Here is a 26696-nt window from a genome sequence, read left to right on the forward strand (position 1 = left end):
ACTGGTTTCTGCCCGGCCGTGCCGCCGGTCGGGGTCAGTCGGCGGCCGAAAGGCGCAACGCCTTGGAATATATCGCGGCATCGACATAGCGCCCGCCCGCTGTGCGGTAGTAACCCTTGCGCAGGCCGTCCTGGGAATAGCCCGCGGATCGGTAAAGGCCGATCGCGGCAGGGTTGTCGATGGCGACCTCCAGAAAGCCCCGGACGGCCCCGCGCGCGGTCGCTGTGTCCTCGAACCGGCCGAGCAGGGCGCGACCGAGGCCGCTGCGCCGGGACTGCGGCAAGACCGCGATGGTCAGAAGCTCGGCCTCGTCCAGAACCACGCGGCCAAGCGCAAAGCCCGCCGGTTCCGCGCAGAGAAAACAGCCCGGCGTTTCCAGAAGCCCCGCGATCTCGGTCTCGGTCCAGGGGCGCGGGGTCTCGAACGCGGCGGCATGGATCCCGGCCAGCGCCGCGGGGGTCATGGCAGGATCACCGGGGGCGGGTCGGCGGGAGGGGCCGCATCTGCCGGACGCAGGTACAGCGGGGCCGGCCGCGGCTGCGGCGTGCCGAACCGCCGGGCTGCGACCCTGGCGATCGCCTCGGCAAAGGGAAATTGCGGGTCGCGTACCTGGCCGCCCGTCTGCCCGGCCAGCACCGCCGCATCGGCGCCGATGACGTCGAGCCCGCTGTCGCGGAACGGCTCTGGCAGGTTGTCGGGCGAAACGGGGTCGGGGAACGGCCCGTCGGGACCTGCCAGCCAGATCTGGCCGCGCGGGGCAGCGACCGAGGTCAGGACAGGGTCGGGGCTTCCTTCGGCGAAGGCGTCGAAGCTGGTGACGCCAATCGCAGGGATCGACCGCGCCAGCGCCAGCCCGCGGGCGGCGGCGACCGAAATCCGGATGCCGGTGAAATTGCCGGGTCCGATGCCGACGGCAATGGCATCGAGTGCCGCCACCGGCGTTCCCGTCTCGGCGAGCATCTCCTGCAGCAACGGCATCAGCCGTTCGGCCTGACCGCGGCCCATCGCCTCGAGCCTCGAGGCAAGAACCCGGTCGCCCGAAAGCAAGGCGGCCGCGCAATGCGCGGCCGACGTATCGAAAGCAAGCAGAACGGGGTCAGAGATCAACCGGACGAACCTCGGTCACCTCGGGGATATAGTGCCGAAGCAGGTTCTCGATCCCCATCTTCAGGGTCAGGGTCGAGGACGGGCAGCCAGCGCAGGCCCCCTGCATGTGCAGATAGACCACGCCGCGGTCAAAGCCGTGGAACGTGATGTCGCCGCCATCCTGGGCCACCGCCGGCCGCACCCTTGTGTCGAGCAAGGTCTTGATCTGATCGACGATTTCGCCATCCTCGCCCGAATGGGCGGCATGACCGCCAGCCGAACTGGCGGTATCGCTTCCCATCACCGGCTGGCCGGACTGGAAATGTTCCATGATCGCGCCAAGGATCGCGGGCTTCACATGCTCCCACTCGATCGATTCGGCCTTGGTCACGGTGACGAAGTCGTTGCCGAAGAACACTCCGGTCACGCCGTCGACGGCGAACACGCGTTCGGCCAACGGCGAGCCGGAGGCTGCGTCGGCGCTGGAAAAATCGGCGGTGCCGGCCTCGAGCACAGTCTGCCCGGGCAGGAACTTCAGCGTCGCCGGGTTCGGCGTGGATTCCGTCTGAATGAACATCCCAGATACCTCTTTGGAGGGGTCACCTCTATATGCGCTTCCGGGTGGGGTAAGTCAATCGGTTAGAATGGTTCTAAATGCTGGTCCGGCGGGCGCTTCAGGTGATGGCCTCAAGCTGTTCTTTGGACAGGCTGCCCGGAACCACGGTGATCGGAATTGGCAGCGTTCCGGCGGTCTTCGACAATTGCGATACCAGCGGTCCGGGTCCGGACTTGCCGGTTCCGGCGCCGAGCACGAGGATGCCGATCTCCTTGTCGTCGCGGATCTGGGTCATCAACTCAGGCACGGGTTCGCCCTCGCGGATCACCAGATGCGGGTCGACCCCTTGGCGATCACGCATCCACTTGGCGAAAACCTGGAAATGGGCTTCGATTCGCTCTCGCGCCTCGGCGCGCATGATGTCGGACACCCCGATCCAGTGCTGGAATTCGTCCGGCGGTATGATCGCAAGGATCTCGACCCCACCGCCGGTCTTGGCGGCGCGCATTGCGGCGTACCGCATCGCGTTCAGGCATTCGCGTGAGTCGTCGAGGACTACCAGGAACTTGCGCATTTGCGAACCTCCACACTGCTTTCTGGCATGTCCACGGGGGTATGTGCAATCGGCGGTGTGTCGGACGGGGCGCGCGTTTGGCGACAGGCCGTCCGTGGGCCGCCGCCCGCCACCGGCCGGGGGGCAGTCGGGGCGGACGACGTTCGACTGGAGTGAGCCGCTGGGCTCTGCACGTATCTTCCTTGCGACCGTTCGGCTGGGCCGTCACAGACGCCGCGCGATTGGGGGAATCGAAACCGCGGACGCCGGAGGAAGTGCACGCGGCGAAGTGTGGAGGCGATTCGCGACAGCTTCGTGTCGGATCGGTATCATCTGTGTGAAATCACGCGGCCGCGACCGGCACCGGAGGTCCGACTGCGGCGCGCGTCTGACGGATCTGGTGGCGCGACGGTCTGCCGGCGGCATTGCCGCCGCCGGACGAGCGTTTCCGGTGCCGCGATCAGGACCTGACGAGGCCCACGATCCGATAGGTCTCGCGCAGAATCGGTTCGGCGACGGCACGGGCCTGTTCGGCACCATGGGCAAGAATGCGGTCGATCTCGGCCGGGTCGGCCATCAGCCGGGCCATCTCGGTCGAGATTGGCGCAAGCTTCTCGACCGCCAGATCGGCGAGCGCGGGCTTGAACCGGCCCCAGCCGGCACCCGCGTATTCGGCGATCACCTGCGCATCGCTCAGCCCCGACAGACCGGCGTAGATATCGACGAGGTTGCGGGCCTCGGGCCGGCCCTGCAGCCCCTCGACCGTTTCCGGCAGCGGCGCGGGATCGGTCCGGGCCTTTTTCAGCTTCTTCGCGATGGTGTCGGCATCGTCGGTCATGTTGATGCGTTCCATGTCGCTTTCGCCCGACTTCGACATCTTCTTGGTGCCGTCGCGCAGGTTCATCACCCGCGTCGCAGGGCCTTCGATCACCGGTTCGGTTTCGGGGAAGAAATCGACCTTGTAGTCGTGGTTGAACTTCTGCGCGACATCGCGGGTCAGCTCGACATGCTGCTTCTGGTCCTCGCCGACCGGGACGTGGGTCGCATGATAGAGCAGGATGTCGGCGGCCATCAGCGCGGGATAGGCATAAAGCCCAAGGCTGACCGCCTCGGCATTGGCACCGGCCTTGTCCTTGAACTGTGTCATCCGGTTCATCCAGCCGACCCGCGCGACGCAACTGAGGATCCAGCCCAGTTCGGCATGGGCCGAAACCTGGCTCTGGTTGAACAGGATCGACCGGTTCGGATCGACACCCGAGGCGATGAAGCCTGCCGCAACCTCGCGGGTCGCGGCGTGCAGCGTGGCGGGATCCTGCCACACGGTAATCGCGTGCAGATCGACGACAGAATAGATCGTCTGGTGGGTTCCCGCCTCTTGCCAGTCCACAAAGCGTTTGATCGCACCGAGGTAATTGCCCAGCGTCAGCCCGCCCGAGGGTTTGATCCCCGAGAAGACGCGAGGCGTGAACGTGGCAGTGGTGTCGGACATTTCAGACGCTCCGGGTGGTCAAAACCGATAGGCTCGCTTACCCATGGCGGCAAATGGCGTCAACCGGAGGTGGGAATGAAGGCCGAACAACACGACAGCCCCTTCAACGCGCTGCCGCCCGTTGTGGTGGCGCTGGTCGCAGTCATCATGGGGATCGAGATCGCCTTTCAACTGGCGCATGCCGGGTTCATCGGCGGCACCCGGGGTGGCGACGACTGGCGCGTCGCCGCGATCCAGCAATATTCCTTTTCGGGCGAGATCCTGAACTGGATGATCGAGACCGGGCGCTGGACGCTGCAGAACGTGGCGCGCAGCGTCACTTATCTGTTCGTGCACTACAATATGACCCACGCGGTCTTCGTCAGCGTCTTCGTCCTGGCGCTTGGCAAGATGGTGGGCGAGACCTTTTCACAAGGTGCTGTGGTGGCGGTGTTCTTCGGATCGGGGATCGTGGGGTCGCTAGCCTATGGGCTTGCCATGAACGACCCGCACCCGCTGGTGGGCGGCTATCCCGGTGCCTACGGGCTGATCGGCGCTTTCACCTATATCCTCTGGGTCGGCTATGCCAAGGCGGGCGAGAACCGATACCGCGCGTTCCGGCTGATCGCGATGTTGATGGGGATCCAGTTGCTGTTCGGGCTGGTGTTCGGCGCAAACCGCGACTGGGTGGCGGAACTTGCGGGCTTTGCCACCGGCTTTTTGCTGTCGGGCGTGCTGCGGCCCGGCGGCTGGGCCGAGATCCTGCGCAACCTGCGCGAACGCTAGACGTGGGGTCGCCGCCGGGCAGGGCCCGGGCGGCGGCGGCGCCGCCGCTGGCGCGGCGCGGCGGCCTGACTGCGTATCAGCCGCCGCGTTTGACCGACCGGCGGATCTCGGAGAAACTGGCGGCACCGACGGCCTGGGCCGCAGCGAAATAGCTGACGATCCCGACGCCGATCAGCAGCAGCAGTGCCGGATACCGCAGTCCGGGGCTGTAGAGCGCGTCCCCCAGCAGTGCCTCGGTACCAAGCAGGCAGCCGGCCATGATCAGGCAGGCGAGCATGATCCGCCCCACACGCCGCTTCAGCCGCGCGTCGACCCGCACCTCTTCACCCATCCCGCGCGACCCGCGCCAGAGCTGCACCAGCATCGCCCATCCGGCCAGTGTGGTGGCCCAGGCGGCGGCGACATAGCCGATCAGGAGGGCACCGCCAAAGGCGATGACGGCATTCACCACCATGGCGACAAGGGCATAGTAGAATGGGCTCCGCGTGTCGTGGCGGGCAAAGAACAGCGGTTGCAGCACCTTTTGCAGCACGAAGGCCGGCAGACCCGCGCCATAGATTGCGGTAACGACGGCGGTGGATGCGGCGGCCTTCGGGCCGAAGGCGCCGTGCTGGAACAGCACCGAGACGATCGGATGCGCGATCACGACCAAGGCGACGGCGGCGGGCATTGTCAGCAGCAGCGCGAATTCGGTCGCCCGGTTGAAGGCATTGCGCCCGCCGGTTGCGTCGCCTGCGGCAAGCCTGCGCGACAGGTCGGGCAGCAGAACGACCCCGATCGCGATCGCGACGACCCCGAGCGGAAGCTGATAGAGCCGGTCGGCGAGGTTCAGATACTGGATCGCGCCGTCGAAATAGCTTGCCACCTGGCGGCCGACCACCAGGTTGATCTGTACCACCCCGCCGGCAAGCATCGCCGGCCCGGCAATCCGCGCCAGCCGCTTAATGTCCGGGGTGATCCTCGGCCGCGAGAACGTCAGCCGGAAACCTGCGCGAGAGGCCGCGACCCAGACCATGGCCATCTGCGCGATCCCCGCGACCGGCACCGACCAGATCAGGAAGGCACCGAAATCGTCGGTTCCCATGCTTTCGGCAAGGATGGTCGAGCCGAGCAGCACGCCGTTCAGAAGCGTCGGCGCCGCCGCCGCCGCAACGAAGCGGCCGCCCGCGTTCAGAACCCCCGACAGCAGCGCGGTGAGCGAGATGAAAAAGATATAGGGAAACGCAATGCGGCCATAGGAGACGGCAAGCGGGAACCTCTCGTCGCCGACAAAGCCCGAGGCCATGGCCAGCACCAGCCAAGGCATGATGAGATGGGCAATGAAGCTGAATACCACCAGCACCGAGGCCAGCCCCGAGAAGGCGTCCTGGGCAAAGGTCTTCGCGTCGCCGCCTGCCTCGAGCTTTTTGGCAAACATCGGCACGAAGGCCATGTTGAAGGCGCCTTCGGCAAAGAAGCGGCGAAACATGTTGGGCAGGCTGAAGGCGACGACAAAGGCCTCGGCCACCGGGCCGTCGCCAAGTTTGGCGGCAATCACGATGTCACGGGCAAAGCCCAGCACGCGCGACAACAGGGTCCAGACGCCGACCGTCAGGAACCCCGACATCAAGCCGATGGGTTTCATGCGTTGCGGGCCCTCTCGACGCCGGCATCGATGGCGTTGACAAGTTTGCGTTCCAGCGTCCGCTGCTTGCCCTCGGAGAAGATCTTCAGACCGAACATGTCCTTGACATAGAAGGTGTCGACAACCTGGGCGCCATAGGTCGCGATCATCGCCGAGGCGATGTAGATATTGGCAGAGGCCAGGGTGCGGGTCAGGTCATACAGCAGCCCCGGCCGGTCGCGGGTGTCGACCTCGATCAGGGTATAGATCTCGGACGCCTCGTTGTCGAAATGGATCGACGTCGGCACGCTGAAGCCGCTTTCGCGGCGTTTCTGCTTGTCGCGGTGTTGCAGCGCCTCGCGCGGGATCACCTCGCCCATCAGCGTCTTGTGGATCATCTGGCTCAGCCGCGGAAGCCGGTCGAGTTCATAGGGCGCGGCCTCGGAATCCTGGACCCAGAACACCGCCGTCGCATAGCCGTCCTTGGTGGTATAGGTCCGCGCATCGACGACGTTGGCGCCGACCAGCGCCAGCGCGCCCGCGAGCCGCGAGAAGATGCCCGGATGATCGGCCAGCGCAAAGCAGGCCCGGGTCGCGTCGTGGCCCGGGTCCGGGGTCAGGTCGATGCGGATCTCGTCGTCGGGAAGATCCTTCAGGAGGCGAGCGAAGACCACCTGGGCATCGGTGTGCAGCCCCTGCCAATAAGGGTCATAGTGGCGCTCGATCTCGGCCTCGATCCGTTCGGGCGGCCAATCCCCCAGGGCCGTGCGCAGCGACTGCAGGGCATCCTCGCGGAGGTTCTCGCGGTTCAGCTCCTCGAGTCCGTTTTCCAGCGCCGAAGCGGTCTGGCGGTAGAGCGAACGCAGCAGCTGCGCCTTCCAGTTGTTCCAGATGTGGGGACCGACACCGCGGATGTCGCAGACCGTCAGTACCGTCAGCAGGTCGAGCCTTGCGCGGCTTTTGACGGCCTTGGCAAAGTCGCGCACGGTGCGCGGGTCCGAGATGTCGCGCTTCTGGGCCATATCGGACATGACAAGATGGTTGCGCACCAGCCATTCCACGGTCTCGACCTCGTCCTTGTCGAGCCCGAGGCGCTGACAGACCGGCCGGGCGATGCGTGCGCCGAGGATCGAATGATCCTCCTGCCGGCCCTTGCCGATGTCGTGCAGGAACACGGCAAGGTAGAGCACGCGGCGGTTCACCCCGCGTTCGAGGATGCGCGAGGCGATGGGCAGTTCCTCGACCAGTTCGCCATGCTCGATCTCGGCCAGGATGCGGATGCACTGGATGATGTGCTCGTCGACCGTATAGGCGTGATAGAAATTGAACTGCATCATCGCCACGACCGGTTCGAATTCGGGGATGAAGGTTCCCAGCACGCCAAGTTCGTTCATCCGGCGCAGTGAGCGTTCGGGATTGCCGTGGTCCAGCATCAGCCCGAGGAAGATCCTCGCCGCCTCGGGGCTCTGGCGGGTGGCGGCATCGATCCGGTCGAGGTTGGCCGAGATCAGCCGCATTGCGTCGGGATGGATCAGCGTGTCGGTGCGCAGCGCCTCGTCGAACAGCCTCAGGATGTTCAGCGGGTCGGCGAGGAACGCCTTGTCGTCTTCGATGCCAAGCCGGCTGCCCTTCAGAACGAAGCCATCGCTCAGCTTCTTGCGCCGGTTGCGCAGCCAGCTTGCCAGCACCGGCTTGCGCTTGACATGGGCATCCTCGAGCTTGGTGAGGAAGATCCGCGTCAGCTCTCCGACCTGGGTTGCATGGCGGAAATAGTCCTGCATGAAATGCTCGACCGCAAGCCGCCCGCCATGGTCGGAATAGCCGAGCCTCTCGGCCACCGGCACCTGCATGTCGAAGGTCAGCTGGTCCACCGGGCGCCCGGTGACAAGGTGCAGATGGGCACGCGCGGCCCAAAGGAAGGTCTCGGCCTGTTCAAAGGCCCAGTATTCCTCGGGCATGAAGACGCCAAGCGCCACCAGATCCTCGATGCGGTTGACGTGGTGGACGTATTTCGCGATCCAGAACAGCGATTGCAGATCCCGGAGCCCGCCCTTGCCTTCCTTGATGTTGGGTTCCAGCATATAGCGCTGGCCGCCCTGCTTCTCGTGCCGTTCCTTGCGCTCCTGCAGCTTCGCCTCGACATAATCCTTGCTCGAGCCGCGAAACAGATCGTTCCACAACCGGTCGACAAGATCGCGGGTCAGCCCTTCGTTGCCGTCAAGGTGGCGCAGTTCCAGCAGCGAGGTGCGGATCGTGAAGTCCTTGCGCCCGAGGTTCAGGCAGTCGCGGATCGTGCGGGTGGCGTGGCCGACCTTCATCCGCAGATCCCACAGGATATAGAGCATCTCCTCGACGATGCGCTCGATCTCGGCAGGAATGCTGTCGCGGCACAGGAACAGCAGGTCGACGTCCGAATGCGGCGCCATCTCGCCGCGGCCATAGCCGCCGACGGCGATCACCGCCAGAAGGTCCTTCTGGGCGCGGGCACCGCGGGGCGCGAGCAGTTCGACCGCCGTCCAATAGGTCGTCCGCACCAGGCAATCGGTCAGCCAGGCATAGGAATGCACCAATGGCCGCGCGGCGCGCGGCGATTGGGCAAAGGCCGCCTCGATCGCGCTGCGGCCGTGCGCCTGCGCTTCGGCCAGGATCGCGGTTGCGCGGTTGCGCCGCCCCGTGCCCTCGCCCCCCTTGACGGCCTCCGCGAGCCGCAGATGCAGTCCGCGGGCGTCAAAGATCTCGTCTGGCGGACAGATCAGGTCGCTGGGCGGTGGCGGGACGATAACGCCGGCGAGCGGATCAGAAGCCAAATCCGCCGAAACTTTTGGGCGCGGGGTCAATGATGATCACCTGATTGTTCTTGATTTCGGCGACCGCAAGGCCGCGCTGGTTGGTTCCATCGGGCATCAGCCGGAAGATGCCGTTGACGCCGACGAAGCCCGAGCTTTGGGTCAATGCGTTGCGGGTCAGGGCGTTGGACTTGCCACTTCCGACCAGCGCTCCGATGGCGGCGATACCGTCATAGGACAGGCCCGCCAGCGGATGCGGCTGGCTGCCAAAAGCGGCGGCATAACGGGCGTTGAAATTTGCCGTCAGCGACGGGGAGGGCAAGGCAAGCCAGGCGCCCTGCAGTCCGGGTTGCGACAACGCCTCGGGCGGAATGTCGAGCCGCTGCAGGCCGATGAACTGCTGGGTGGCCGACGAGACGCCGTTTTCGGGCAGGAACTGGGCCAGATAGGGTATGGCGTCGGCATTTCCCGAGGTGAAGAACACCGAATTGGCGCCAGAGGCCTGGATCTGCTGGGCAATCTGCGGCACCGCGGCCGAGATCCCCTGTTGGGACATCTCGAACGACCCGGTGCCGGCCAGTCGCGCGCGGCTGCCGGAAATCGCCTTGGTGATCGCGTTGCGGCCGATCTCGTCCGAGGTCGTGCGGGCGTTGACGATGAAGATGTCGCCGCGGCCCCGGGCGGCGGCATAGCGCACCAGCCGGTCCGCGGTGTTCTCGAAGGTGCTGCCGAGGACAAAGACGTTGCCGCCGGCGATGCTCGAATTGTTCGAGAACGACAGCACGTTGATGCCCTTCTTGGCGACAGCGAGGCCCGCCGCGTTGGCGGCCTCGGAATAGAGCGGACCGAGGATGATCTTGGCGCCCTCTTCGGCGGCGCGGGTTGCCGCCGCCGAGGCGCCGCCGCCGTTGCCGCCGGTCTGATAGACCCGCAGGTCGATCTGCACCCCGTTGAGGTCGCCGATCGCAAGCCGCGCGGCATTCTCGAGGTTGCGCGAGACGATGGCGTCCCCTTGCGTGCCGCCGCCCGGGATCAGAAGCGCCACGGGCACGGCGGCGCCAGGATCGATCGAGGGGCCGCCAGAACCGCCGGTGGGCAATCCGTCGCAGGCGGCCAGCGTCAGAAGGCCGATAACGGCCAGCACCCGACCAATCGTTGCACGGGAATTTCTCAGGGCAGAAAACATCTGTTAGGTCTCGCTATTCGGATCGTCCGCGGGGCAAGGTCGAATGGGTATCGGCGCGACCGACCCTAGGACGGGAAAGGCGGCAAGTAAATGACACAGACCGGCACGGCGGGGCCATTCCGCACCGAGGCGCTGGCGCCCGGGATCTACTTTGTGGCGACCCCGATCGGGACCGCGCGCGACATTACCTTGCGCGCGCTCGACATCCTCGCCTCGGCGGATGTGATCGCCGCCGAAGACACACGAACCACCCGCCACCTGATGGAGCTGCACGGGGTGCCGCTGCGAGGCCGGCCGATGATCGCCTATCACGACCACAACGGCGCGGCGCAACGCCCGAAACTGCTGCGCCTGGTCGAGGAGGGGCAATCGGTGGCTTATGCCTCCGAGGCCGGAACGCCGCTGGTTGCAGATCCGGGCTTTCAACTTGGACGCGAGGCGACGGCCAGGGGGCTGAACGTGACCTGCGCCCCGGGGCCATCGGCGGTGCTGGTGGCGCTGACCCTCTCGGGGCTGCCGAGCGACCGGTTTCTCTTTGCCGGCTTTCCGCCGGCAGGCGGAGGCGCGCGACGGACATGGCTGCAGGGGCTCGCGGGCGTCGAGGCAACCCTCGTCATCTTCGAATCGCCCAAGCGCGTTAGCCGATTGTTAGGTGAAATGGCCGATACCCTGGGACAGGAGCGGCAGGCGGCGGTCTGCCGCGAATTGACCAAACGATTCGAGGAAGTGGTGCGCGGATCGCTTTCGGATCTGGCCCGGCGTTTCGACGGAACGGCGCCAAAAGGCGAGATCGTTGTGGTGATTGACCGTGCCGGCGGGCCCATCGCCCCCGGCCCGGAGGAACTCGAGACCGCGATCCGGGCGGCCATGGAGCGGCTGCCCACCAAGGCCGCAGCGTCCGAGGTTGCGACGCAATTCGGGTTGAAGCGGCGCGATGTCTATCAGGCCGCGCTGGGGTTCAGGATGGAAGGGGACGAAGAGGAATGAGCGGTTCGGTATCCTATCATGGCGGTTTGCGCGCCGAAGAGATCGTCGAGCGTCACTACGCCCGAAACGGTCATCCGGTCTCGGACAGACGCTGGCGCGGGGCAAGCGGCGAGATCGACCTTGTCGTGCAGGATGGCGACGGCCTTGTGTTCGTCGAGGTCAAGAAATCCCGGGATTTCGCGCGGGCGGCCGAACGGCTGACGCTGCGCCAGATGCGGCGGATCTGCGGGGCGGCGTCGGAATACCTCGGCCGCATGCCGCTCGGCCAGTTGACCATAGTGCGATTCGACGTCGCCCTGGTCGATAGCGTCGGGCGGATCGAGGTGCTCGAAAACGCCTTCGGCGCCTGACACGGGCTGTTGCACCCCGCTGCAGCATCGGCGATGAAGTCGCAAAGCGACGAGGGATGCCGATATGCCGTTGAAGATTGCCTTCCAGATGGACCCGATCACTGCGGTCAACATCGACGCCGACAGCACGTTCCGGCTGGCTGAAGAGGCTCAGGCGCGCGGGCATGAGATGTATTTCTACACCCCCGACAGCTTGACCTGGCGTGACGGGCGGGTGCAGGCCCGGGCGCAACGCATGCAGGTGCAGCGGGTTCAGGGCGATCACGTGCGTCTCGGTCCGCAGGAAGTCGTCGATCTGGCGCATATGGATGTGGTCTGGTTGCGCCAGGATCCGCCCTTCGACATGGGCTATATCACCACGACCCACATCCTCGAACAGCTGTCACCGGGCGTTCTTGTGGCGAACGACCCGTTCTGGGTCCGCAATTCGCCCGAAAAACTGCTGGTCCTGGAATTTCCCGATCTGATCCCGCCGACCATGATCGCCCGCGATCTGGCGGATCTGCGGGATTTCAAGGCAGAGCACGGCGACATCATTCTGAAGCCTCTCTATGGCAACGGCGGTGCGGGCGTGTTCCGGCTCGATCCGAATGACCGCAACCTGACCTCGCTGCACGAGCTTTTCGCCTCGTTCAGCCGCGAGCCGCTGATCGCGCAGAAATTCATCCCCGACGTCGCGAACGGCGACAAGCGGATCATTCTGGTTGACGGCGAGCCGGTCGGTGCCATCAACCGGGTGCCCGCGGTTGGCGAGACGCGCTCGAACATGCATGTCGGCGGGCGGCCCGAGAAGACCGCGATGACCGACCGGGACCTCGAGATTTGCGCCGCCATCGGTCCGACCCTGCGCGAGCGCGGGCAGATCTTTGTCGGCATCGACGTGATCGGCGACTATCTGACCGAGATCAACGTCACCTCGCCCACCGGCATCCAGGAACTGGAACGTTTCGATGGCACCAACAGCGCCGCGCGGATCTGGGACGTGATCGAGACAAAGCGCGGCCTCTGACCGCCGGTCGCCTCAGATTATGCGCCCGATTGCCAGCCGGAAGTTCACCGCCTCGGCGATATGCGGCCGGCTGATGCCGGCGATGCCCTCGAGGTCGGCGATGGTGCGGGCGACGCGCAGCACCCGGTGATAGCCGCGGGCGGTCAGACCGAAGCGGTCGGCGACCTTCAGCAGCAACGCGCGCCCGTCGGCGTCGGGTTCGGCGATCTCCTCCAGCAGGGCCCCTTCGGCATCGGCGTTGACGCGCACCTCGGCGTGGCCGGCAAAGCGGCGGTCCTGGATCGCGCGGGCCGCGGCAACGCGGGCAGCGATCTCGGCGGTGCCGTCCGCCGAGGGCGGCAGGTCGAGGTCGGTGAAGCGGATCGGCGGCACCTCGATCCGTATGTCGATCCGGTCCATCAGCGGCCCCGAGATGCGCCCGAGATAGTCCTCGCCGCAGGTCGGCACCCGGGCGCAGGCGCGGGCCGGGTCGCTCAGGTGGCCGCATTTGCAGGGGTTGGCGGCCGCCACCATCAGGAACCGGCAGGGATAGCGGACATGGGCGTTGGCGCGGGCGACCACGACCTCGCCGGCCTCGATCGGCTGGCGCAGGGTTTCCAGCACCGGCCGCGGAAATTCCGGCAGTTCATCCAGAAACAGCACGCCATTGTGCGCAAGCGAGATCTCGCCCGGCCGCGCGCCGCGCCCGCCGCCGACAATCGCAGCCATCGAAGCGGTGTGATGCGGCTCGCGGAACGGGCGCTCGCGCGAGATCCCGCCCTCGTCGAGCAGGCCGGAAAGCGAATGGATCATCGAGGTTTCAAGCGCCTCGACCGGGCTGAGCGGCGGCAGGATCCCGGGCAGCCTTGCGGCGAGCATCGACTTCCCGGTGCCGGGCGGGCCGACCATCAGCAGATGGTGGCGCCCGGCGGCGGCAATTTCGAGCGCCCGCTTGGCCCGTTCCTGTCCCTTCACGTCGCGAAAATCCCGCAGGCTGCGCGGCGCCGCGACCTCGCCCGGCCGGGCGAGGGGCAGCGGCGTCTGCCCGGTCAGGTGACGCACCGCCGCGGCAAGCGTGTCGGCTGCGATCACCGGCGTCGCGCCGACCCAGGCGGCCTCGGGTCCACAGGCCCGCGGGCAGAGCAGGCTGCGGTCCGATGCGGCGGCCGCCATCGCCGCGGGCAGCGCGCCGACGACCGCGACGAGCCCGCCGTCGAGGGACAACTCGCCGAGAGCTACGGTGCGGTCGACCTCTTCGGCCGGTATGATCTCCAGCGCCGCAAGCAACGCGAGCGCAATCGGAAGGTCGAAATGAGAGCCTTCCTTGGGCATGTCGGCGGGCGAGAGGTTGACGGTGATCCGCCGGGACGGCAGCGCGATCGACAATGCCTGAAGGGCCGCGCGCACCCGCTCGCGCGCCTCGCTGACCGCCTTGTCGGGAAGGCCTACGATGGCAAAGGCCGGGATACCGGCCGAAATGGCGCATTGCACCTCGACGGGGCGCGCCTCGACCCCCTCGAAGGCCACCGTATGGGCCCGCGCCACCATCCCGCCCGCCTTTCCGCACCCGTTCGTCGCGGTTAACCCTTGGGCGGGATTGGTTTAAATCTGGTAAATGGCAGCAACCTCGGGCCAGGCCTCCGGGTCGGCGACCGACTTGTCGCGGCAGAACGGGTTGCAGAACCCGATCACCTTGCCGCCGATTTCGGCGAAGTCGGTCACCGGGTCGCCGGAAAACGGGCAGGTGTCGTTCACCGAAGGGCCGGCCGCGACCGCGCGGGCCGGGATCGGCGCGGGGCCGGGCCAGGGCCGGTGCGGCAGATCCTTTTCGTACCAGGGAAGGATCACGCCGCGGGCGACCGACATGGCCCGCCAGCGCCGGAACGCGCCGTCGGCAAGATGCGCCTCGACATAGGCCTGCGCCTCGGGCGGGACCTTTAGCCCATAGGTCGCGATCCGGGTCGCGACCGGGGCAAAGAAGGCGTCCGCCGCGCTGTAGTCGCCGCAGAGCCATGGCCCCGCACCGCCGCAGACCCGCCGGGCATGGGCCCAGATCGTGGCCAGACGGTCGAGATCGGCCTGCACCGCTGCAGAGGGCGTGACCTTCTCAAACGCCACGCCGATGTTCATCTGGCATTCTTCGCGCAGCGCGCCGAATCCCGCGTGCATCTCGGCCGCGAGGCTGCGCGCAGTGGCGCGTGCTGCCGGGTCCGTGGGCCAGATCCCGGCGTCGGGATGGCGGCTGGCCAGTTCCTCGGCGATTGCAAGCGATTCCCAGACCACTGTCCCGTCTGGCAGGCGCAGACAGGGAACGGTGCGCGCGGGCGGCACATTGCCCAGCTGGTCCGCGACCTTGGCGTTGAGGAAATCGACCCAGGTCATCCGCGCCGGGATGCCAAAGCGTCGAAACAGCAGCCAGCCCCTGAGGGACCAACTGGAATAGCGGGGTTCGCCGATGAAAAGTTCGTATGTCATGGCCGAATCCTAGCCGGGAGATGAGATCCCGACCAATGCCTGTTTGTCGCGGCGGCCATCACGGATGGTGATTGACCGCACGTTCCTGCCAGGCAGTGCCGTCCCAGTGCAGGCAGGTGACGCTCAGGGGGTCGATCTTCTGGGCGAGGGCAGCCTCGGCCGAACAGCCGCGGGCGCGCCGGATCTGGGTCAGGATCGGGCCGAAATGGGCGACGGCGATCACGTGCGGGGCCGAGGGCACCAATCTCAGCAGCCTGTCGGCGGCCTTTGAGGTTCGCGCCGCCAGGGCATCCCAGCTTTCGCCATCGGGCGGGGCGACCGACCCCGGTGTCGAGAAATACTGGCGGCAAAGATCGGGGTCCTCGGCGTCGATCTCGGCAAAGCTGCGCGCCTCCCATGCGCCGAAATTGATCTCGCGCAGCGCCGGGTCGTGGGGCAGGCGGCGGCGGCTGCCCTGGATCGCGTCGGCGGTGGCGACGGCGCGGCAAAGGTCGGACGACACGACGACCGCTTCGGCGGGCAGATAGCGGGCCAGTCGTGCCAGCCGCGGGCTGTCCGACAGATCGGCCGGCGCATCGGTCCAGCCGATCATCTCCCGGCAATGCGTCGGGCCGTGCCGGACCCACCACAGCGTCACCACGACAGCGCCGCGGGCAATTGCCCTTTCAACACCAGCGGCAGGCCGGCCATGACCGCGACCACCAGATCGGCATTCGCCGCGATCTGCTGGTTTACCCGGCCCTGCACGCTGCGGAACCGGCGGGCGAGTGCGTTTTCGGGCACGATCCCGGCGCCGACCTCGTTGGTGACCACCACAACGGGCGCCGGGCAGGCGGACAGGGCCGCACAAAGTGCGGGCAGCTCTGCCGCGGGGTCCGCCCCGGCCAGCAGGCGGTTGCTGAGCCACATGGTCAGGCAATCGAGCAGAACGGCCGATCCGGGTGCGATGCCGGCCAACGCCTCGGCCAATGCCTCAGGCGCCTCGATGGTTTGCCAGCCATCGCCGCGGGCGGCCCGGTGGGCGGCGATCTTGGCGGCCATTTCGGCGTCAAAGGCCTGCGCGGTTGCCAGATAGATCCGGCTGTCGGACAAGGTGCGGGTCAGTGCCTCGGCCCGGGCCGATTTACCGGAATTTGCGCCGCCGATCACGAGTGTCAGATGTGGGGTCATGCGGCCTGCCTAGCAGAGCCGGAGGGGAGAGCAAATGCCGGGGCAAAGCGGCTGGAGCAACCGGCCCGAGGGCGCTAGGTGTTGAAGCCAAAGAGGGGACAGCCATGAAACTCTGGTGGGGTCTTTGCGCGGCACTTGCGGTCGGAAATGCGGCCTCGGGCGCCGAAATCGCCGATCCGGCGCTGATTGCGGCACGCGGGGCACAGATGATCCTGCTGGGCGAGACCCATGACAACCCCTGGCATCATCAGAATCAGGCCGCAGCCGTCGCCGCCATCGCGCCCGCCGCGCTGGTGTTCGAGATGCTGACGCCCGAACAGGCCGGGATCGCCAACGCGACCGAGCGCAGCGAGGCGGGCGCAATGGCCACGGCGCTTGACTGGGACAAGAGCGGCTGGCCCGATTTCGCGATGTATCACCCGATCTTTCTGGCAGCGCCTCAGGCCCGGATCTATGGCGCGGCCGTCCCATATGACGATCTCAAGGCCGCGATGTCGGATGGCGCCGCAGCGGCCTTTGGCGATCAGGCCGAACGCTTCGGGCTGGCTCCGCTGGCAGCCGAAGACCAGGCGGCGCGCGAAGCCGAGCAGATGGAGGCGCATTGCAACGCGCTGCCCGAGGAAATGCTGCCGGGGATGGTCGAGGCGCAACGGCTGCGCGACGCAAGGTTCAGCGAGGTCGCGCTGCAGGCGCTGGCGGAAACCGGCGGGCCGGTCGTGGTGATCACCGGCAACGGCCACGCACAGCGCGACACCGGGATGCCGGCCTATCTGGCCGTCGCGGCTCCTGACTTGCGCCTGCTGAGCCTTGGCCAGTTCGAGGCGCCGCCGCAGGACCCGGGGTCGGTGCCGTTCGATGACTGGATTGTCACCGCGCCGGCCGAGCGAGAAGACCCCTGCGCCAATTTCGCGCCCCGCTGATCCCGACCGCCGATCCTGCGCCGCTTGCTTGCCAGCCCCGGGCGCGCTGCGTAGACCGGGGGGCAGGCAAGGCAGCGGTGGGCGGCATGATCTCTTCGAAACGGATCCTTCTGGTAATTGGCGGCGGAATCGCGGCCTACAAGTCGCTCGACCTGATCCGGCGGCTGCGCGACCGTGGCGCCGAGGTGACGCCGGTCCTGACGCAGGCCTCCGAACACTTCGTGACCCCGCTCAGCGTCTCGGCGCTGGCCTCGCAAAAGGTCTACCGGGATCTGTTCGATCTGACCGCCGAGGCCGAGATGGGCCATATCGAGCTGTCCCGCGCCGCCGATCTGGTGGTGGTGGCACCCGCAACGGCCGATCTGATGGCCAAGATGGCGGGCGGGCATGCGAACGATCTGGCCTCGACCCTGCTGATGGCGACCGACAAGCGGGTGCTGATCGCGCCCTCGATGAACGTGCGGATGTGGGAGCATCCCGCGACGCGGCGCAATCTGGCGAGGCTCAAGTCCGACGGCATCCTGACCGTGGGGCCGGACGAGGGGCCGATGGCCTGCGGCGAGTTCGGCTTTGGCCGCATGGCCGAGGTGCCGCAGATCATCGCGGCGGTCGAATCCGCCCTTGGCGCCGGGCCGCTGCAGGGGCGCCATGTCGTCGTCACCTCCGGCCCCACGCAGGAACCGATCGACCCGGTGCGCTATATCGCCAACCGCTCGTCCGGGGCGCAGGGCACGGCGATTGCCGCAGCCCTCGTGCAGCTTGGCGCGCGGGTCACCTTCGTCACCGGCCCGGCCAGCGTGCCGCCGCCCGCGGGCGTGCGGGTGGTGGCGGTCGAAACCGCGCGGCAGATGCGCGATGCCGTCTTCGATGCGCTGCCGGCGGATGTTGCGGTCTTTGCCGCCGCCGTGGCCGACTGGCGGGTGGCCAATGCGGCCGACCGCAAGATGAAGAAGGACGGCAGCGGCCGCGCGCCCGCGCTCGAATTCGCCGAAAACCCCGACATTCTGGCCGAGGTCGCGCATCTTGCGCCGGACCAGCGGCCGCGCCTCGTGGTGGGGTTTGCCGCCGAGACCGACGATGTGGTGGCCCATGCGACCGCCAAGCGGGCGCGCAAGGGCTGCGACTGGATCCTCGCCAACGACGTTTCGGAGGGCACGGGGATCATGGGCGGATCAGAGAACGAAGTGACGCTGATCTCGGCGGAGGGGGCCGAGCTTTGGCCGCGGATGGCCAAGGACGAAGTGGCGCGCCATCTGGCGCAGCGTATTGCCGGGGTGGTCGCATGAGCGTGGTGATCAAGGTGGTGCGCGAGGATTGGGCCGACCCCGAGATTGCCCTGCCGGTCTATGAGACCGCCGGCGCGGCCGGGGCCGACCTGCGCGCCAACCTGCCCGAGGAGACACGGGCCGAGGGATGGCCGCTGTCGCCTCTGGAGCGGCGGGTCGTGCCGACCGGGCTGCGGGTCGAGATCCCCGCAGGCTTCGAGATGCAGATCCGCCCGCGTTCGGGTCTGGCGCTGAAACACGGGATCACCCTGCCGAACACGCCCGGCACCATCGACAGCGACTATCGCGGGCCGCTTGGCGTGCTGCTGGTGAACCTCGGGACCGAGCCCTACCGCATTCACCACGGCGACCGGATCGCGCAGGCGGTCGTTGCCCCGGTGCTGCAGGCGCGGTTCGAGATCGCGGCGGACCTCGGCGACAGCCGGCGCGGCAGCGGCGGCTTTGGTTCGACCGGACGGCGCTGATGCTGCTGGTCTTCTTCCTTTGCGGAATGATCTGGCTGGCGGGCTGGCTGGTGGGCGCGCCGCCGCGGCTGCGCGGCTATATGGTGGCGGTGCTGTTTCTGGCTGTGCTGGCCGAACAATTGCTGCTGCCCGACGGCCATCCGCTGCGCGAGGCGACCGGCCGGTCGCCGATGCTTTGGCTCATGCTGGGGGCCTTTGCCGCGCTGGCGGCGATCTATGGCCGTGGTCTGGCCTGGCTGCGCGCCCGTGCCAGGCCGCTGGACGAACCGGCATCCGTGACGGCTGCCACGGCGGCCTCGCCTGCGGGGCGGTTCTCGGAGGCCGAGCTTGACCGCTATTCCCGCCACATCATGCTGCGCGAGATCGGCGGGCCGGGGCAGAAACGGCTGCGCGCGGCGCGGGTTCTGGTGCTTGGCGCGGGCGGGCTCGGCTCTCCGGCGCTGTTGTACCTTGCGGCGGCGGGCGTGGGCAGGATCGGGGTGATCGACGACGACGCGGTCGAGAACGCCAACCTGCAGCGTCAGGTGATTCACCGTGACGAGGACATCGGCCTGCCCAAGGTGTTCTCGGCCGCAGCAGCGATGCGGGCACTCAACCCCCACATCGAAATCCGGCCCTATCACCGCCGGTTCGAGGCTGAAATCGCGGCGGACCTGCTGGAAGACTACGATCTGATCCTTGACGGCACCGACAATTTCGAAACCCGCTATCTGGCCAACCGGGTGGCGGTGGCGGCGGGCAAGCCGCTGATCTCTGGCGCGCTGGCGCAATGGGAGGGGCAGATCAGCGTCTTCGATCCGGCCCGGGGCACGCCCTGCTATCAATGCGTCTTTCCGCAGGCCCCGGCCGAGGGACTGGCGCCGTCCTGCGCGGCCGCGGGCGTCATGGGGCCCTTGCCGGGCGTGATCGGGTCGATGATGGCGGTCGAGGCGGTCAAGCTGATCGCCGGGGCGGGCGCGCCGCTGCGCGGGCGGATGCTGATCTTTGATGCGCTTTATGGCGAAACCCGGGTGATCGGGCTGCACCGGCGCGCGGATTGCCCGGTCTGCGGGGCGGAGGCCAGGGGCCAGGGCGAGCAGTAGCCCGTCCCGACGTTTCGAGACGCGCAGACGGACCAGACGGCCCAGCGATCCCCGTCGCGCGACCGATCCCGGCACGGGCGACACCCCGAAGCTGCCGGGATCGGTCTGTTCGGCCGGCTTGACACCAAACGCAGCGAAACCCTAGAAGGCGCGCAGGTATCGGACACCTGCCGCCTGCTGACGAAAGTCACGGTGAAGCCCGACAAGACGACGACGCTCCCTCCTCGAAGCATTTCGCAGGTGGATAATGCAGGCCCCCATCCGGAACGGAATGCATCGCTCAAGGAGTGCATGATGTCGTTGCCAAGCGCATCCGATAACCGATTCCTGACCGCCCCGCCGGGGCGGCTGTTCGTTGCCAATGCGGTACCGATGATGGTCCTCATGATGATGGGCGGCCTGCAGAGCGTCGTCGATGCGGTGTTCCTCGGCCATTTCGTGGGCGCCGATGCGCTGGCCGCCGTCAGCATCGTCTTCCCGGTCCTGATGATCACCGTCGCGCTGTCGACCCTGGTCGGTGGCGGCATGTCCAGCCTGCTGGCCCGGCACCTTGGGGCCGGTGCGCACGCCGAGGCAGAGGAGGTCTTTGCCGAGGCCCATGGGCTCGCGCTGGTGCTTGCCGCGGTGGTGATCGCCGGCTTCCTGATCGGGGGCCGTTTCGTCACCGGCGGGCTGGCGGGCGACCGGCCCGAGATCGCGCGCATGGCGCACACCTATCTGGCCATCGTCATCGCCGCGTTGCCCGTGCAGCTGTTCCTCGGGATTCACGCCGATGCGTGGCGCAACGAGGGCCGCGCCGGTCTTGTGGCTGTGATGTCCGTCGCCATCACGCTTGGCAATATCGCGCTGAACTACCTGCTGATCGTGCGGCTCGACATGGGCGTTGCGGGCTCTGCCTGGGGAACGGCGGTCGCCCAGGCCCTGGGACTTGCCGTGCTGGTCGGCCTGCGATGCCGCGGCGGCGTGTTGTCCATCGCCGCGCTCGGCAGGTCCCGCTGGATCGGCGGCTGGCGCGAGATTCTGGCCCTCGGCGCCCCCGTCAGCCTCAGTTTCATCGGGATCGCCCTTGTTTCGGCAACGGTGATCGCGATCCTGCGGCTGACCGCGGGCCCCGGCTATGCCGACATCGTTGCCGCCTATGGGATCGTGACGCGGATCCTCGGTTTCACCTTTCTGCCGCTGATGGCCATTGCGCTGGCAAACCAGAGTATCGTCGGCAACAATGTCGGCGCGAAGCTTTATCATCGGTCGAATGCCGTTCTGCGCATCGCGCTTGCCACGGCCTTCGCTTATTGCCTCGTCGTCGAGATCACCTTGCTGGCCGGGCATCGCTGGATCGGCGCCGGATTCGTCGGCGACCCGGCCGTGGTGGCGCAGGTCGGCGACATCCTGCGGCCGATGGTGGCGCTTTACCTGTTCACCGGGCCGGTGCTGGTGCATGCCTTGTATTTTCAGGCCATTGGCCAGCCGCGACGCACCGCTGCCCTGATCTTGCTGAAGCCCTTCGTGCTCAGCCCGCTGCTGATCGCCAGCCTTGGCGTTTTTGTTGGAGCGCGCGCGATCTGGCTTGCCTTCCCTGTTGCGGACGGAATCGTGGCCGTCCTCGCCGTTGGAATTGCACTTGCAAGCCGATCTGACCGACACGGAGGCATTGGCGCCGCGCTGACGGAGCGGCAGCAGATGCCGATGCCGTGAAATCCCTGGCGGAGGCCAGGTCGTCGGCCGAGGCCCTGCGCGCCGCAGCGCAGGGCACCCAGATCCGCGCCGCATGAGCCTGTGCTGGACAGTCCGGCTGCCAGAGGCATACTGGCCGGGATTGTTTGTCCCGTGACACTTGCGGAGTGACCTGATGAGTCTGCTGAAATCCCTGACCGCGCTTGCTGCCGTGCTGAGCGCTGCCGGCCCTGCAACCACCGCGCTGGCCGACATGCCCGACCTTGGCGGACGCGAGGTGACGATCGTGACCGAAAACACCTATCCGCCGCTTCAGTTCATCGATCCCGCGACCGGCGAGGCGATTGGCTGGGAATACGATGCGGTGGCCGAGATCGCGCGGCGGATCGACATCACGCCTGTCTACGAGAATGCCTCGTGGGACGCGATGATCCCGGCAATCTCGGAAGGCCAGTACGACATGGCGATGAATGGCATCACCATTCGCGAGGACCGCGCCGGCCAGGTCGATTTCTCGGACCCCTATCTGCGCTCGGAGATGTTGATGATCGTACGGGGCGACGAGACGCGGTTCAGCGACGAGAAGGGGTTCGCCGCCGATCCAGACCTGCTGGCGGCGGCCCAGCCCGGGACGACGCCCTTCTATGTTACCGTCTACGAGGTGCTCGACGGCGACGAGTCCAACCCGCGGATCAAGCTGTTCGAGACATTCGGCGCCGGGGTCCAGGCGCTCAGGACCGGCGATGTCGATCTGGCGCTGAGCGACAGCACCGCAGCACAAGGCTATGTCGCGGCAAGCGAGGGCGCGCTGAAGATCGTCGGCGGGCCGCTCGGCTCCGAGGATTTCGGGTTCATCTTTCCCAAGGGCTCCGATCTGGTGGCGCCGGTCAACGCAGCCCTTGCCGCGATGCGGGAGGACGGGACGCTGGATACGCTGAACAGGAAGTGGTTCTTCGACTACAAGATCGGCAACTGAGCCGGTCTGCAGCTGCCCGCCGGGTGCGGCGGGGCAGCCGTGGCAGGGCCGTCGTTGCGGGGCAAGATCCCGGCGGCGCGGCGGCGGCGGTGGCGGGAGCCTCCGGCGGGGATATTTTTGAACAGAAGAAGAGGCCGCGTGCGGGCGTGATCGGGGCCCGTGCCGACGAAGGGGCCTGATGCTGCCACCGAAACCAGACGAGACCGAGGACTTTCCGTGGTGGCTGCTGTTTGCCTGCGGGATCGGCGGTTTTTTCCTGTACCAGATCGTCAGCGACGAGTTTTACGCCCAGGTTCTGACCACCTTGTCGAAGGGTGTCGGGATCACGCTGTTCGTGACCGTCGTGGCGTTTTCGGCGGCCTGTGCGATCGGTCTGGCGCTGGCGGTTGCCTCGATGTCGGGCGGTCTGGTGCTGCGGCAGGCTTCGCGGTTCTATGTCGAGATCGTGCGCGGGCTGCCGATTATCGTATTGCTGCTCTATGTGGCCTTCGTGATCGCGCCTGCGCTGGTCGTGGCAGTGAACTGGGTGCTTCAGGGGTTGGGCGTCGAGGCGATCCGCACCCGCGACTTTCCACTGCTCTGGCGTGCGATCCTGGCGCTGACCATCGGCTATTCGGCGTTTATTGCCGAGGTGTTCCGGGCCGGGTTGCAGGCGGTCGACGCAGGCCAGATCGAGGCCGCGAAGTCGCTGGGGCTGACTGGCTGGCAGCGATTCCGGCTGGTGGTGTTTCCGCAGGCGATCCGGATGATCCTGCCGCCGCTTGGCAACGATTTCATCGCCATGATCAAGGACAGCTCGCTGGTTTCGGTGCTGGGCGTTCTCGACATCACCCAGCTTGGCAAAGTCACGGCGGCGGGGAATTTCCGCTATTTCGAGACTTACAATGTGGTCGCGTTCCTCTATCTCACCATGACGGTGACGCTGTCGCTGCTGCTCAGGCGGTTCGAGCGAGGCATGCGGCGGTCGCGATCCTGAGCGGCGCGGGCGGGGGCAACCTCGTCTCCTGCGGCCAATGCGGCGCACTCTGTTATTTTCCGGCCGGCGCCACTAGGTAGGCTGAAAACACCCTGGGAGCCCGTCATGACCAATCCGCTGATTGCCGATCTTTCGACGCCCTTCGATCTGCCCGATTTCCGGGTCATCGAGGATACCCATTTCGAGCCTGCCTTCGACATCGCGCTGGAGGCAGCGCAGGCCGAGATCGCGGCGATTGCCGAATGCCCCGAGGCGCCGAGCTTTGCCAACACGATCGAGGCGCTGGAACTGGCGGGCAAGGAACTGAGCGACGTGCTGGCGGTGTTCTATCTGCTGGCTTCGGTCGATGCGAACGACACCCGCGACGCGCTGCAACGGGCGTTTTCGCCCCGGCTGGCCGAGTATTCCACCGACATTTCGCTGAACCGGGCGCTGTTCGAGCGGATCGAGGCATTGTGGCAGGGGATCGAGGCGCTGGAGCTGACCGAGGAGCAGGCCCGGGTGCTGGAACTGACGCGGCGCAATTTTGTCCGTGCCGGCGCGGCATTGGACGAGGCCGGGCGGGGCCGGCTGCGCGAGATCAACACCCGGCTTGCAGAACTTGGCACCGCATTCGGCCAGAACGTTCTGGCCGACGAGCGCAACTGGTACATGGAACTGGCCGAGGCCGATCTGGCGGGGCTGCCGGCGTTCGTGGTCGAGGCGGCCCGGGCCGCGGGTGCGGAAAAGGGTGTGGCGGGGCCTGTGGTGACGCTGTCGCGGTCGCTGATCGTGCCGTTCCTGCAGTTCTCGCCGCGCCGCGATCTGCGCCGCAAGGCCTTCGAGGCCTGGACCGCGCGTGGCATGAATGGCGGGGCGACCGACAACCGGGCCATCGTGACCGAGACCCTGCGGCTGCGCCACGAACGCGCGCAGTTGCTCGGCTATGACAATTTCTCGGCCTACAAGCTTGAAACCGAGATGGCGAAGACGCCGGAGGCGGTGCGCGGGCTGCTGATGGAGGTCTGGGCGCCGGCACGCAAGCGTGCCGAGGCCGACAGCGCCTGGCTGGAGCGCGCGCTGGTCGCAGACAACGGGGACATGCCGTTGCAGCCCTGGGACTGGCGCTACTATTCCGAAAAACGCCGCCGGGCCGAACATGACCTCGACGAGGCGGCGCTGAAGCCGTTCTTGCAGCTCGACCGGATGATCGAGGCGGCATTTGCCTGTGCGAACCGGCTGTTCCGGCTGGAATTCGCGCCGCTCGACCTGCCGCTGCATCATCCCGATGCCCGCGCCTGGGAGGTGACCCGCGACGGCCAGCACATGGCGGTCTTCATCGGCGATTATTTCGCCCGCTCGGGCAAGCGGTCGGGGGCCTGGTGCACGGCGCTGCGCAGCCAGCAGAAGCAGGCGGGCGATATCCGGCCGCATGTGATCAACGTCTGCAATTTTTCCAAACCCGCCGCCGGGCGGCCGGCGCTGTTGTCTTATGACGACGCGCGTACCCTGTTTCACGAATTCGGCCATGCCCTGCACCAGATGCTGAGCGACGTGACCTATGAAAGCATTTCGGGGACATCGGTGCCGCGGGATTTCGTCGAACTGCCAAGCCAGCTTTACGAGCACTGGCTGGAGGTGCCGCAGGTTCTGCAGGAGTTCGCCACCCATGCCACGACCGGCGAGGCGATGCCCGAAGATTTGCTGAACCGTTTGCTGGCGGCCGCGACCTTCGACATGGGGTTCCAGACCGTCGAGTTCATCGCCTCGGCACTGGTGGATCTGGAATTCCATGACGGCCCGCCCCCCGCGGATCCGATGCAGAAGCAGGCCGAGGTGCTGGAAGCTATCGGCATGCCCGAGGCGATCCGGATGCGCCACGCCACGCCGCATTTCGCGCATGTCTTCTCGGGCGGCTATTATGCCTCGGCCTACTATTCCTACATGTGGTCCGAGGTGATGGATGCCGATGCCTTCGCGGCTTTCGAGGAAGCGGGCGACCCGTTCGACCCCACGGTCGCGAGATCGCTGGAGGACAACATCCTTTCGGCCGGCGGATCGAAGGACCCCGAGGTGCTTTATACCGCCTTCCGTGGCCGGTTGCCCGGCGTTGCGGCGCTGCTGAAGGGGCGGGGGCTGGAGACGGCGGGGTAGGGACCGCGCGGCGAGATTGCCGAATCGAGAGACAGGGGACCCGGTTGGTGCGGACCGCGCCTGCCGGGGTCTCGGCTCAGTACCGGACCGGGTCGTGGTGGATGATCACGTCGGTCTGTGGATAGCGGTCGAGGATCGCATGGCGCAGGCCCGCGCCGATATCGTGGGCGATGGTCAGCGGCAGGCGGCCGTCGATCTCGACATGGATGTTGACGAAGATCTTCGATCCGGCCGTGCGCGTGCGCAGGTCGTGGAAGCCTTCGATCCCGGGCCAGCTGCGGGCCAGATCCTCGATGCCGCGGATGATCTCGGGGTCGGCGTTGCGATCCATCAAGGCGTCCCAGGCGCCGCTGCCGATATTGATCGCGCCGACGGCAAGGATCCCGGCGGCGCCGATCGCGACCACGCTGTCGATGGCGCCGAGGCCAAAGCGTTGTGCCGCCCACAGCGAGACGATTGCGCCGATATTGGGGATCAGGTCGCCCACGTAGTGCAGCGAATCGGCGCTGACCACACGGCTGCCGGTGCGGCGCGCGACATAGCGTTGCCAGACCACCAGCGCCAGGGTCAGCAGGATCGAGATCGCCATGACCAACATGCCGCGGCCTTCGGCGGCAAGTTCGGGGGGCGTGTCAGACAGCAGACGACGCGCCGCGGCGGTGCCGATCACACCCGCGGCGATCAAGATGAACACCGATTGCCCCAGTGCCGCCAGATCCTCGGCCGAGCTGTGGCCAAAGGTATGGTCGTCGTCGGGCGGGCGGGCGGCATAGATCATGGCGGCAAGCCCGGCGAGAGAGACCATGAGATCGAGACCGCTGTCCACCAGCGAGGCAGCGATCGACAGCGCACCGGTCTCGGCCAGCGCCCAGAGCTTGAGCGCGACGAGCGTGAGGGCGACAGAGGTCGATGCAATGCCTGCGGTGATGTTCAGACGGGTCAGTTCGGTGGTCATAAAAGGCGCCCCGGCGGCGAGGGAGAAGCCCCTTCACCTAGGCAAGCCGGGGGGCAAGCACAAGCACTTCGGAACCGACCGGGCGGACGCTTTCGGCGGGGCGGCGCCGGTTGGATGAAGCGCGGTGCAGGGGGCGGTCAATGGGCGAGGGCCTGTGTGCCGGGGCGCCGGAAATCCCGGCTCGGCCGGGTTCCCGATTGCACGCGCGCCAGTCCGGTCGCCTCCGATCTGCCGCC

General features: G+C 67.1%; 25 protein-coding genes. 12 read left to right on the top strand and 13 right to left on the bottom strand.

Features of this window, described 5'->3' with window-relative positions; translation table 11 throughout:
- Nucleotides 1-34 precede the first annotated feature (34 nt).
- From rimI to trpS, 5 genes are all read right to left on the bottom strand, one after another.
- On the bottom strand, nucleotides 35-463 hold the full coding sequence (gene rimI / locus DQG17_RS20920; protein WP_116134915.1) for a ribosomal protein S18-alanine N-acetyltransferase: 429 nt from the start codon (nucleotides 461-463) through the stop codon (nucleotides 35-37).
- Nucleotides 460-1107 carry a tRNA (adenosine(37)-N6)-threonylcarbamoyltransferase complex dimerization subunit type 1 TsaB gene (gene tsaB, locus DQG17_RS20925; protein ID WP_116134916.1) on the bottom strand — a complete coding sequence of 216 codons (648 nt, stop codon included), beginning with the start codon at nucleotides 1105-1107 and terminating at the stop codon, nucleotides 460-462. Before tsaB ends, rimI begins: the two co-directional genes overlap by 4 nt.
- The gene (locus tag DQG17_RS20930; RefSeq protein WP_116134918.1) at nucleotides 1097-1663 is read right to left on the bottom strand and encodes a NifU family protein; all 567 of its coding nucleotides are present in this window, start codon (nucleotides 1661-1663) and stop codon (nucleotides 1097-1099) included. The genes tsaB and DQG17_RS20930 overlap by 11 nt, the downstream gene beginning before the upstream one ends.
- Before the next feature lie 97 nt (nucleotides 1664-1760).
- Nucleotides 1761-2216, bottom strand: coding sequence for a universal stress protein (locus DQG17_RS20935; RefSeq protein ID WP_116134920.1), 456 nt, complete (start codon nucleotides 2214-2216; stop codon nucleotides 1761-1763).
- A gap of 439 nt (nucleotides 2217-2655) precedes the next feature.
- On the bottom strand, nucleotides 2656-3684 hold the full coding sequence (gene trpS, locus DQG17_RS20940; protein ID WP_116134922.1) for a tryptophan--tRNA ligase: 1029 nt from the start codon (nucleotides 3682-3684) through the stop codon (nucleotides 2656-2658).
- Between the two features lie 75 nt (nucleotides 3685-3759).
- Between trpS and DQG17_RS20945 the strand changes: the two genes are divergently transcribed.
- On the top strand, nucleotides 3760-4449 hold the full coding sequence (locus DQG17_RS20945) for a rhomboid family intramembrane serine protease (protein WP_116134924.1): 690 nt from the start codon (nucleotides 3760-3762) through the stop codon (nucleotides 4447-4449).
- A gap of 76 nt (nucleotides 4450-4525) precedes the next feature.
- Here DQG17_RS20945 and murJ read toward each other — a convergent pair whose 3' ends face one another.
- The 3 genes from murJ to DQG17_RS20960 are packed head-to-tail and all read right to left on the bottom strand — an operon-like array spanning nucleotide 4526 to nucleotide 10024.
- Nucleotides 4526-6073, bottom strand: coding sequence for a murein biosynthesis integral membrane protein MurJ (murJ, locus tag DQG17_RS20950; protein WP_116134926.1), 1548 nt, complete (start codon nucleotides 6071-6073; stop codon nucleotides 4526-4528).
- Nucleotides 6070-8859 (bottom strand): [protein-PII] uridylyltransferase, encoded by a 2790-nt coding sequence (locus tag DQG17_RS20955; RefSeq protein ID WP_232829528.1) that lies wholly within the window; start codon nucleotides 8857-8859, stop codon nucleotides 6070-6072. Before DQG17_RS20955 ends, murJ begins: the two co-directional genes overlap by 4 nt.
- A complete protein-coding gene (locus DQG17_RS20960) occupies nucleotides 8849-10024 on the bottom strand; it encodes an ABC transporter substrate-binding protein (RefSeq protein ID WP_116134930.1) in 1176 nt (391 codons plus the stop codon). The genes DQG17_RS20955 and DQG17_RS20960 overlap by 11 nt, the downstream gene beginning before the upstream one ends.
- Nucleotides 10025-10114: 90 nt before the next feature.
- On the opposite strand from DQG17_RS20960, the gene rsmI reads away from it, so the two are divergent.
- The 3 genes from rsmI to gshB all read left to right on the top strand — a co-directional run bounded on the left by rsmI (nucleotide 10115) and on the right by gshB (nucleotide 12370).
- Nucleotides 10115-11011, top strand: coding sequence for a 16S rRNA (cytidine(1402)-2'-O)-methyltransferase (rsmI, locus tag DQG17_RS20965; RefSeq protein WP_116134932.1), 897 nt, complete (start codon nucleotides 10115-10117; stop codon nucleotides 11009-11011).
- The gene (locus tag DQG17_RS20970; RefSeq protein WP_116134934.1) at nucleotides 11008-11361 is read left to right on the top strand and encodes a YraN family protein; all 354 of its coding nucleotides are present in this window, start codon (nucleotides 11008-11010) and stop codon (nucleotides 11359-11361) included. The genes rsmI and DQG17_RS20970 overlap by 4 nt, the downstream gene beginning before the upstream one ends.
- Nucleotides 11362-11425: 64 nt before the next feature.
- Nucleotides 11426-12370, top strand: coding sequence for a glutathione synthase (gene gshB / locus DQG17_RS20975; RefSeq protein WP_116134936.1), 945 nt, complete (start codon nucleotides 11426-11428; stop codon nucleotides 12368-12370).
- 12 nt (nucleotides 12371-12382) lie between these two features.
- Here gshB and DQG17_RS20980 read toward each other — a convergent pair whose 3' ends face one another.
- From DQG17_RS20980 to cobU, 4 genes are read right to left on the bottom strand one after another with little or no spacing between them, the layout of a single operon-like run.
- Entirely contained in the window at nucleotides 12383-13897 is a 1515-nt protein-coding gene (locus DQG17_RS20980) for a YifB family Mg chelatase-like AAA ATPase (protein WP_116134938.1), read from the bottom strand.
- A gap of 54 nt (nucleotides 13898-13951) precedes the next feature.
- Complete coding sequence (locus DQG17_RS20985; protein ID WP_116134940.1) at nucleotides 13952-14824, bottom strand: glutathione S-transferase; 873 nt, start codon at nucleotides 14822-14824, stop codon at nucleotides 13952-13954.
- Between the two features lie 58 nt (nucleotides 14825-14882).
- The gene (locus DQG17_RS20990; RefSeq protein ID WP_116134942.1) at nucleotides 14883-15464 is read right to left on the bottom strand and encodes a histidine phosphatase family protein; all 582 of its coding nucleotides are present in this window, start codon (nucleotides 15462-15464) and stop codon (nucleotides 14883-14885) included.
- Nucleotides 15458-15994 (bottom strand): bifunctional adenosylcobinamide kinase/adenosylcobinamide-phosphate guanylyltransferase, encoded by a 537-nt coding sequence (cobU, locus tag DQG17_RS20995; protein WP_116134944.1) that lies wholly within the window; start codon nucleotides 15992-15994, stop codon nucleotides 15458-15460. The genes DQG17_RS20990 and cobU overlap by 7 nt, the downstream gene beginning before the upstream one ends.
- Nucleotides 15995-16098: 104 nt before the next feature.
- On the opposite strand from cobU, the gene DQG17_RS21000 reads away from it, so the two are divergent.
- The 8 genes from DQG17_RS21000 to DQG17_RS21035 all read left to right on the top strand — a co-directional run bounded on the left by DQG17_RS21000 (nucleotide 16099) and on the right by DQG17_RS21035 (nucleotide 25505).
- Nucleotides 16099-16914, top strand: coding sequence for a ChaN family lipoprotein (locus DQG17_RS21000; RefSeq protein ID WP_116134946.1), 816 nt, complete (start codon nucleotides 16099-16101; stop codon nucleotides 16912-16914).
- Between the two features lie 86 nt (nucleotides 16915-17000).
- Nucleotides 17001-18200, top strand: coding sequence for a bifunctional phosphopantothenoylcysteine decarboxylase/phosphopantothenate--cysteine ligase CoaBC (gene coaBC, locus DQG17_RS21005; protein ID WP_116135007.1), 1200 nt, complete (start codon nucleotides 17001-17003; stop codon nucleotides 18198-18200).
- Complete coding sequence (dut, locus tag DQG17_RS21010) at nucleotides 18197-18664, top strand: dUTP diphosphatase (protein ID WP_116134948.1); 468 nt, start codon at nucleotides 18197-18199, stop codon at nucleotides 18662-18664. Before coaBC ends, dut begins: the two co-directional genes overlap by 4 nt.
- On the top strand, nucleotides 18664-19746 hold the full coding sequence (locus DQG17_RS21015) for a HesA/MoeB/ThiF family protein (RefSeq protein WP_116134950.1): 1083 nt from the start codon (nucleotides 18664-18666) through the stop codon (nucleotides 19744-19746). The genes dut and DQG17_RS21015 overlap by 1 nt, the downstream gene beginning before the upstream one ends.
- Nucleotides 19747-20040: 294 nt before the next feature.
- Entirely contained in the window at nucleotides 20041-21441 is a 1401-nt protein-coding gene (locus tag DQG17_RS21020) for an MATE family efflux transporter (protein ID WP_116134952.1), read from the top strand.
- 154 nt (nucleotides 21442-21595) lie between these two features.
- Nucleotides 21596-22396: a transporter substrate-binding domain-containing protein gene (locus tag DQG17_RS21025; RefSeq protein ID WP_116134954.1), complete on the top strand. Its 801-nt coding sequence runs from the start codon at nucleotides 21596-21598 to the stop codon at nucleotides 22394-22396.
- A 178-nt stretch (nucleotides 22397-22574) separates the two neighbouring features.
- Nucleotides 22575-23372, top strand: a complete 798-nt coding sequence (locus DQG17_RS21030; protein WP_116134956.1) for an amino acid ABC transporter permease — start codon at nucleotides 22575-22577, stop codon at nucleotides 23370-23372.
- 105 nt (nucleotides 23373-23477) lie between these two features.
- The gene (locus DQG17_RS21035) at nucleotides 23478-25505 is read left to right on the top strand and encodes a M3 family metallopeptidase (RefSeq protein ID WP_116134958.1); all 2028 of its coding nucleotides are present in this window, start codon (nucleotides 23478-23480) and stop codon (nucleotides 25503-25505) included.
- 76 nt (nucleotides 25506-25581) lie between these two features.
- Here the strand turns inward: DQG17_RS21035 and DQG17_RS21040 are convergent, their stop codons facing one another.
- Entirely contained in the window at nucleotides 25582-26460 is an 879-nt protein-coding gene (locus tag DQG17_RS21040) for a cation diffusion facilitator family transporter (protein ID WP_116134960.1), read from the bottom strand.
- Nucleotides 26461-26696 lie beyond the last annotated feature (236 nt).

It is taken from the genome of Tropicimonas sp. IMCC34043, from assembly GCF_003390845.1.
Taxonomy (GTDB): Bacteria; Pseudomonadota; Alphaproteobacteria; order Rhodobacterales; family Rhodobacteraceae; genus Tropicimonas.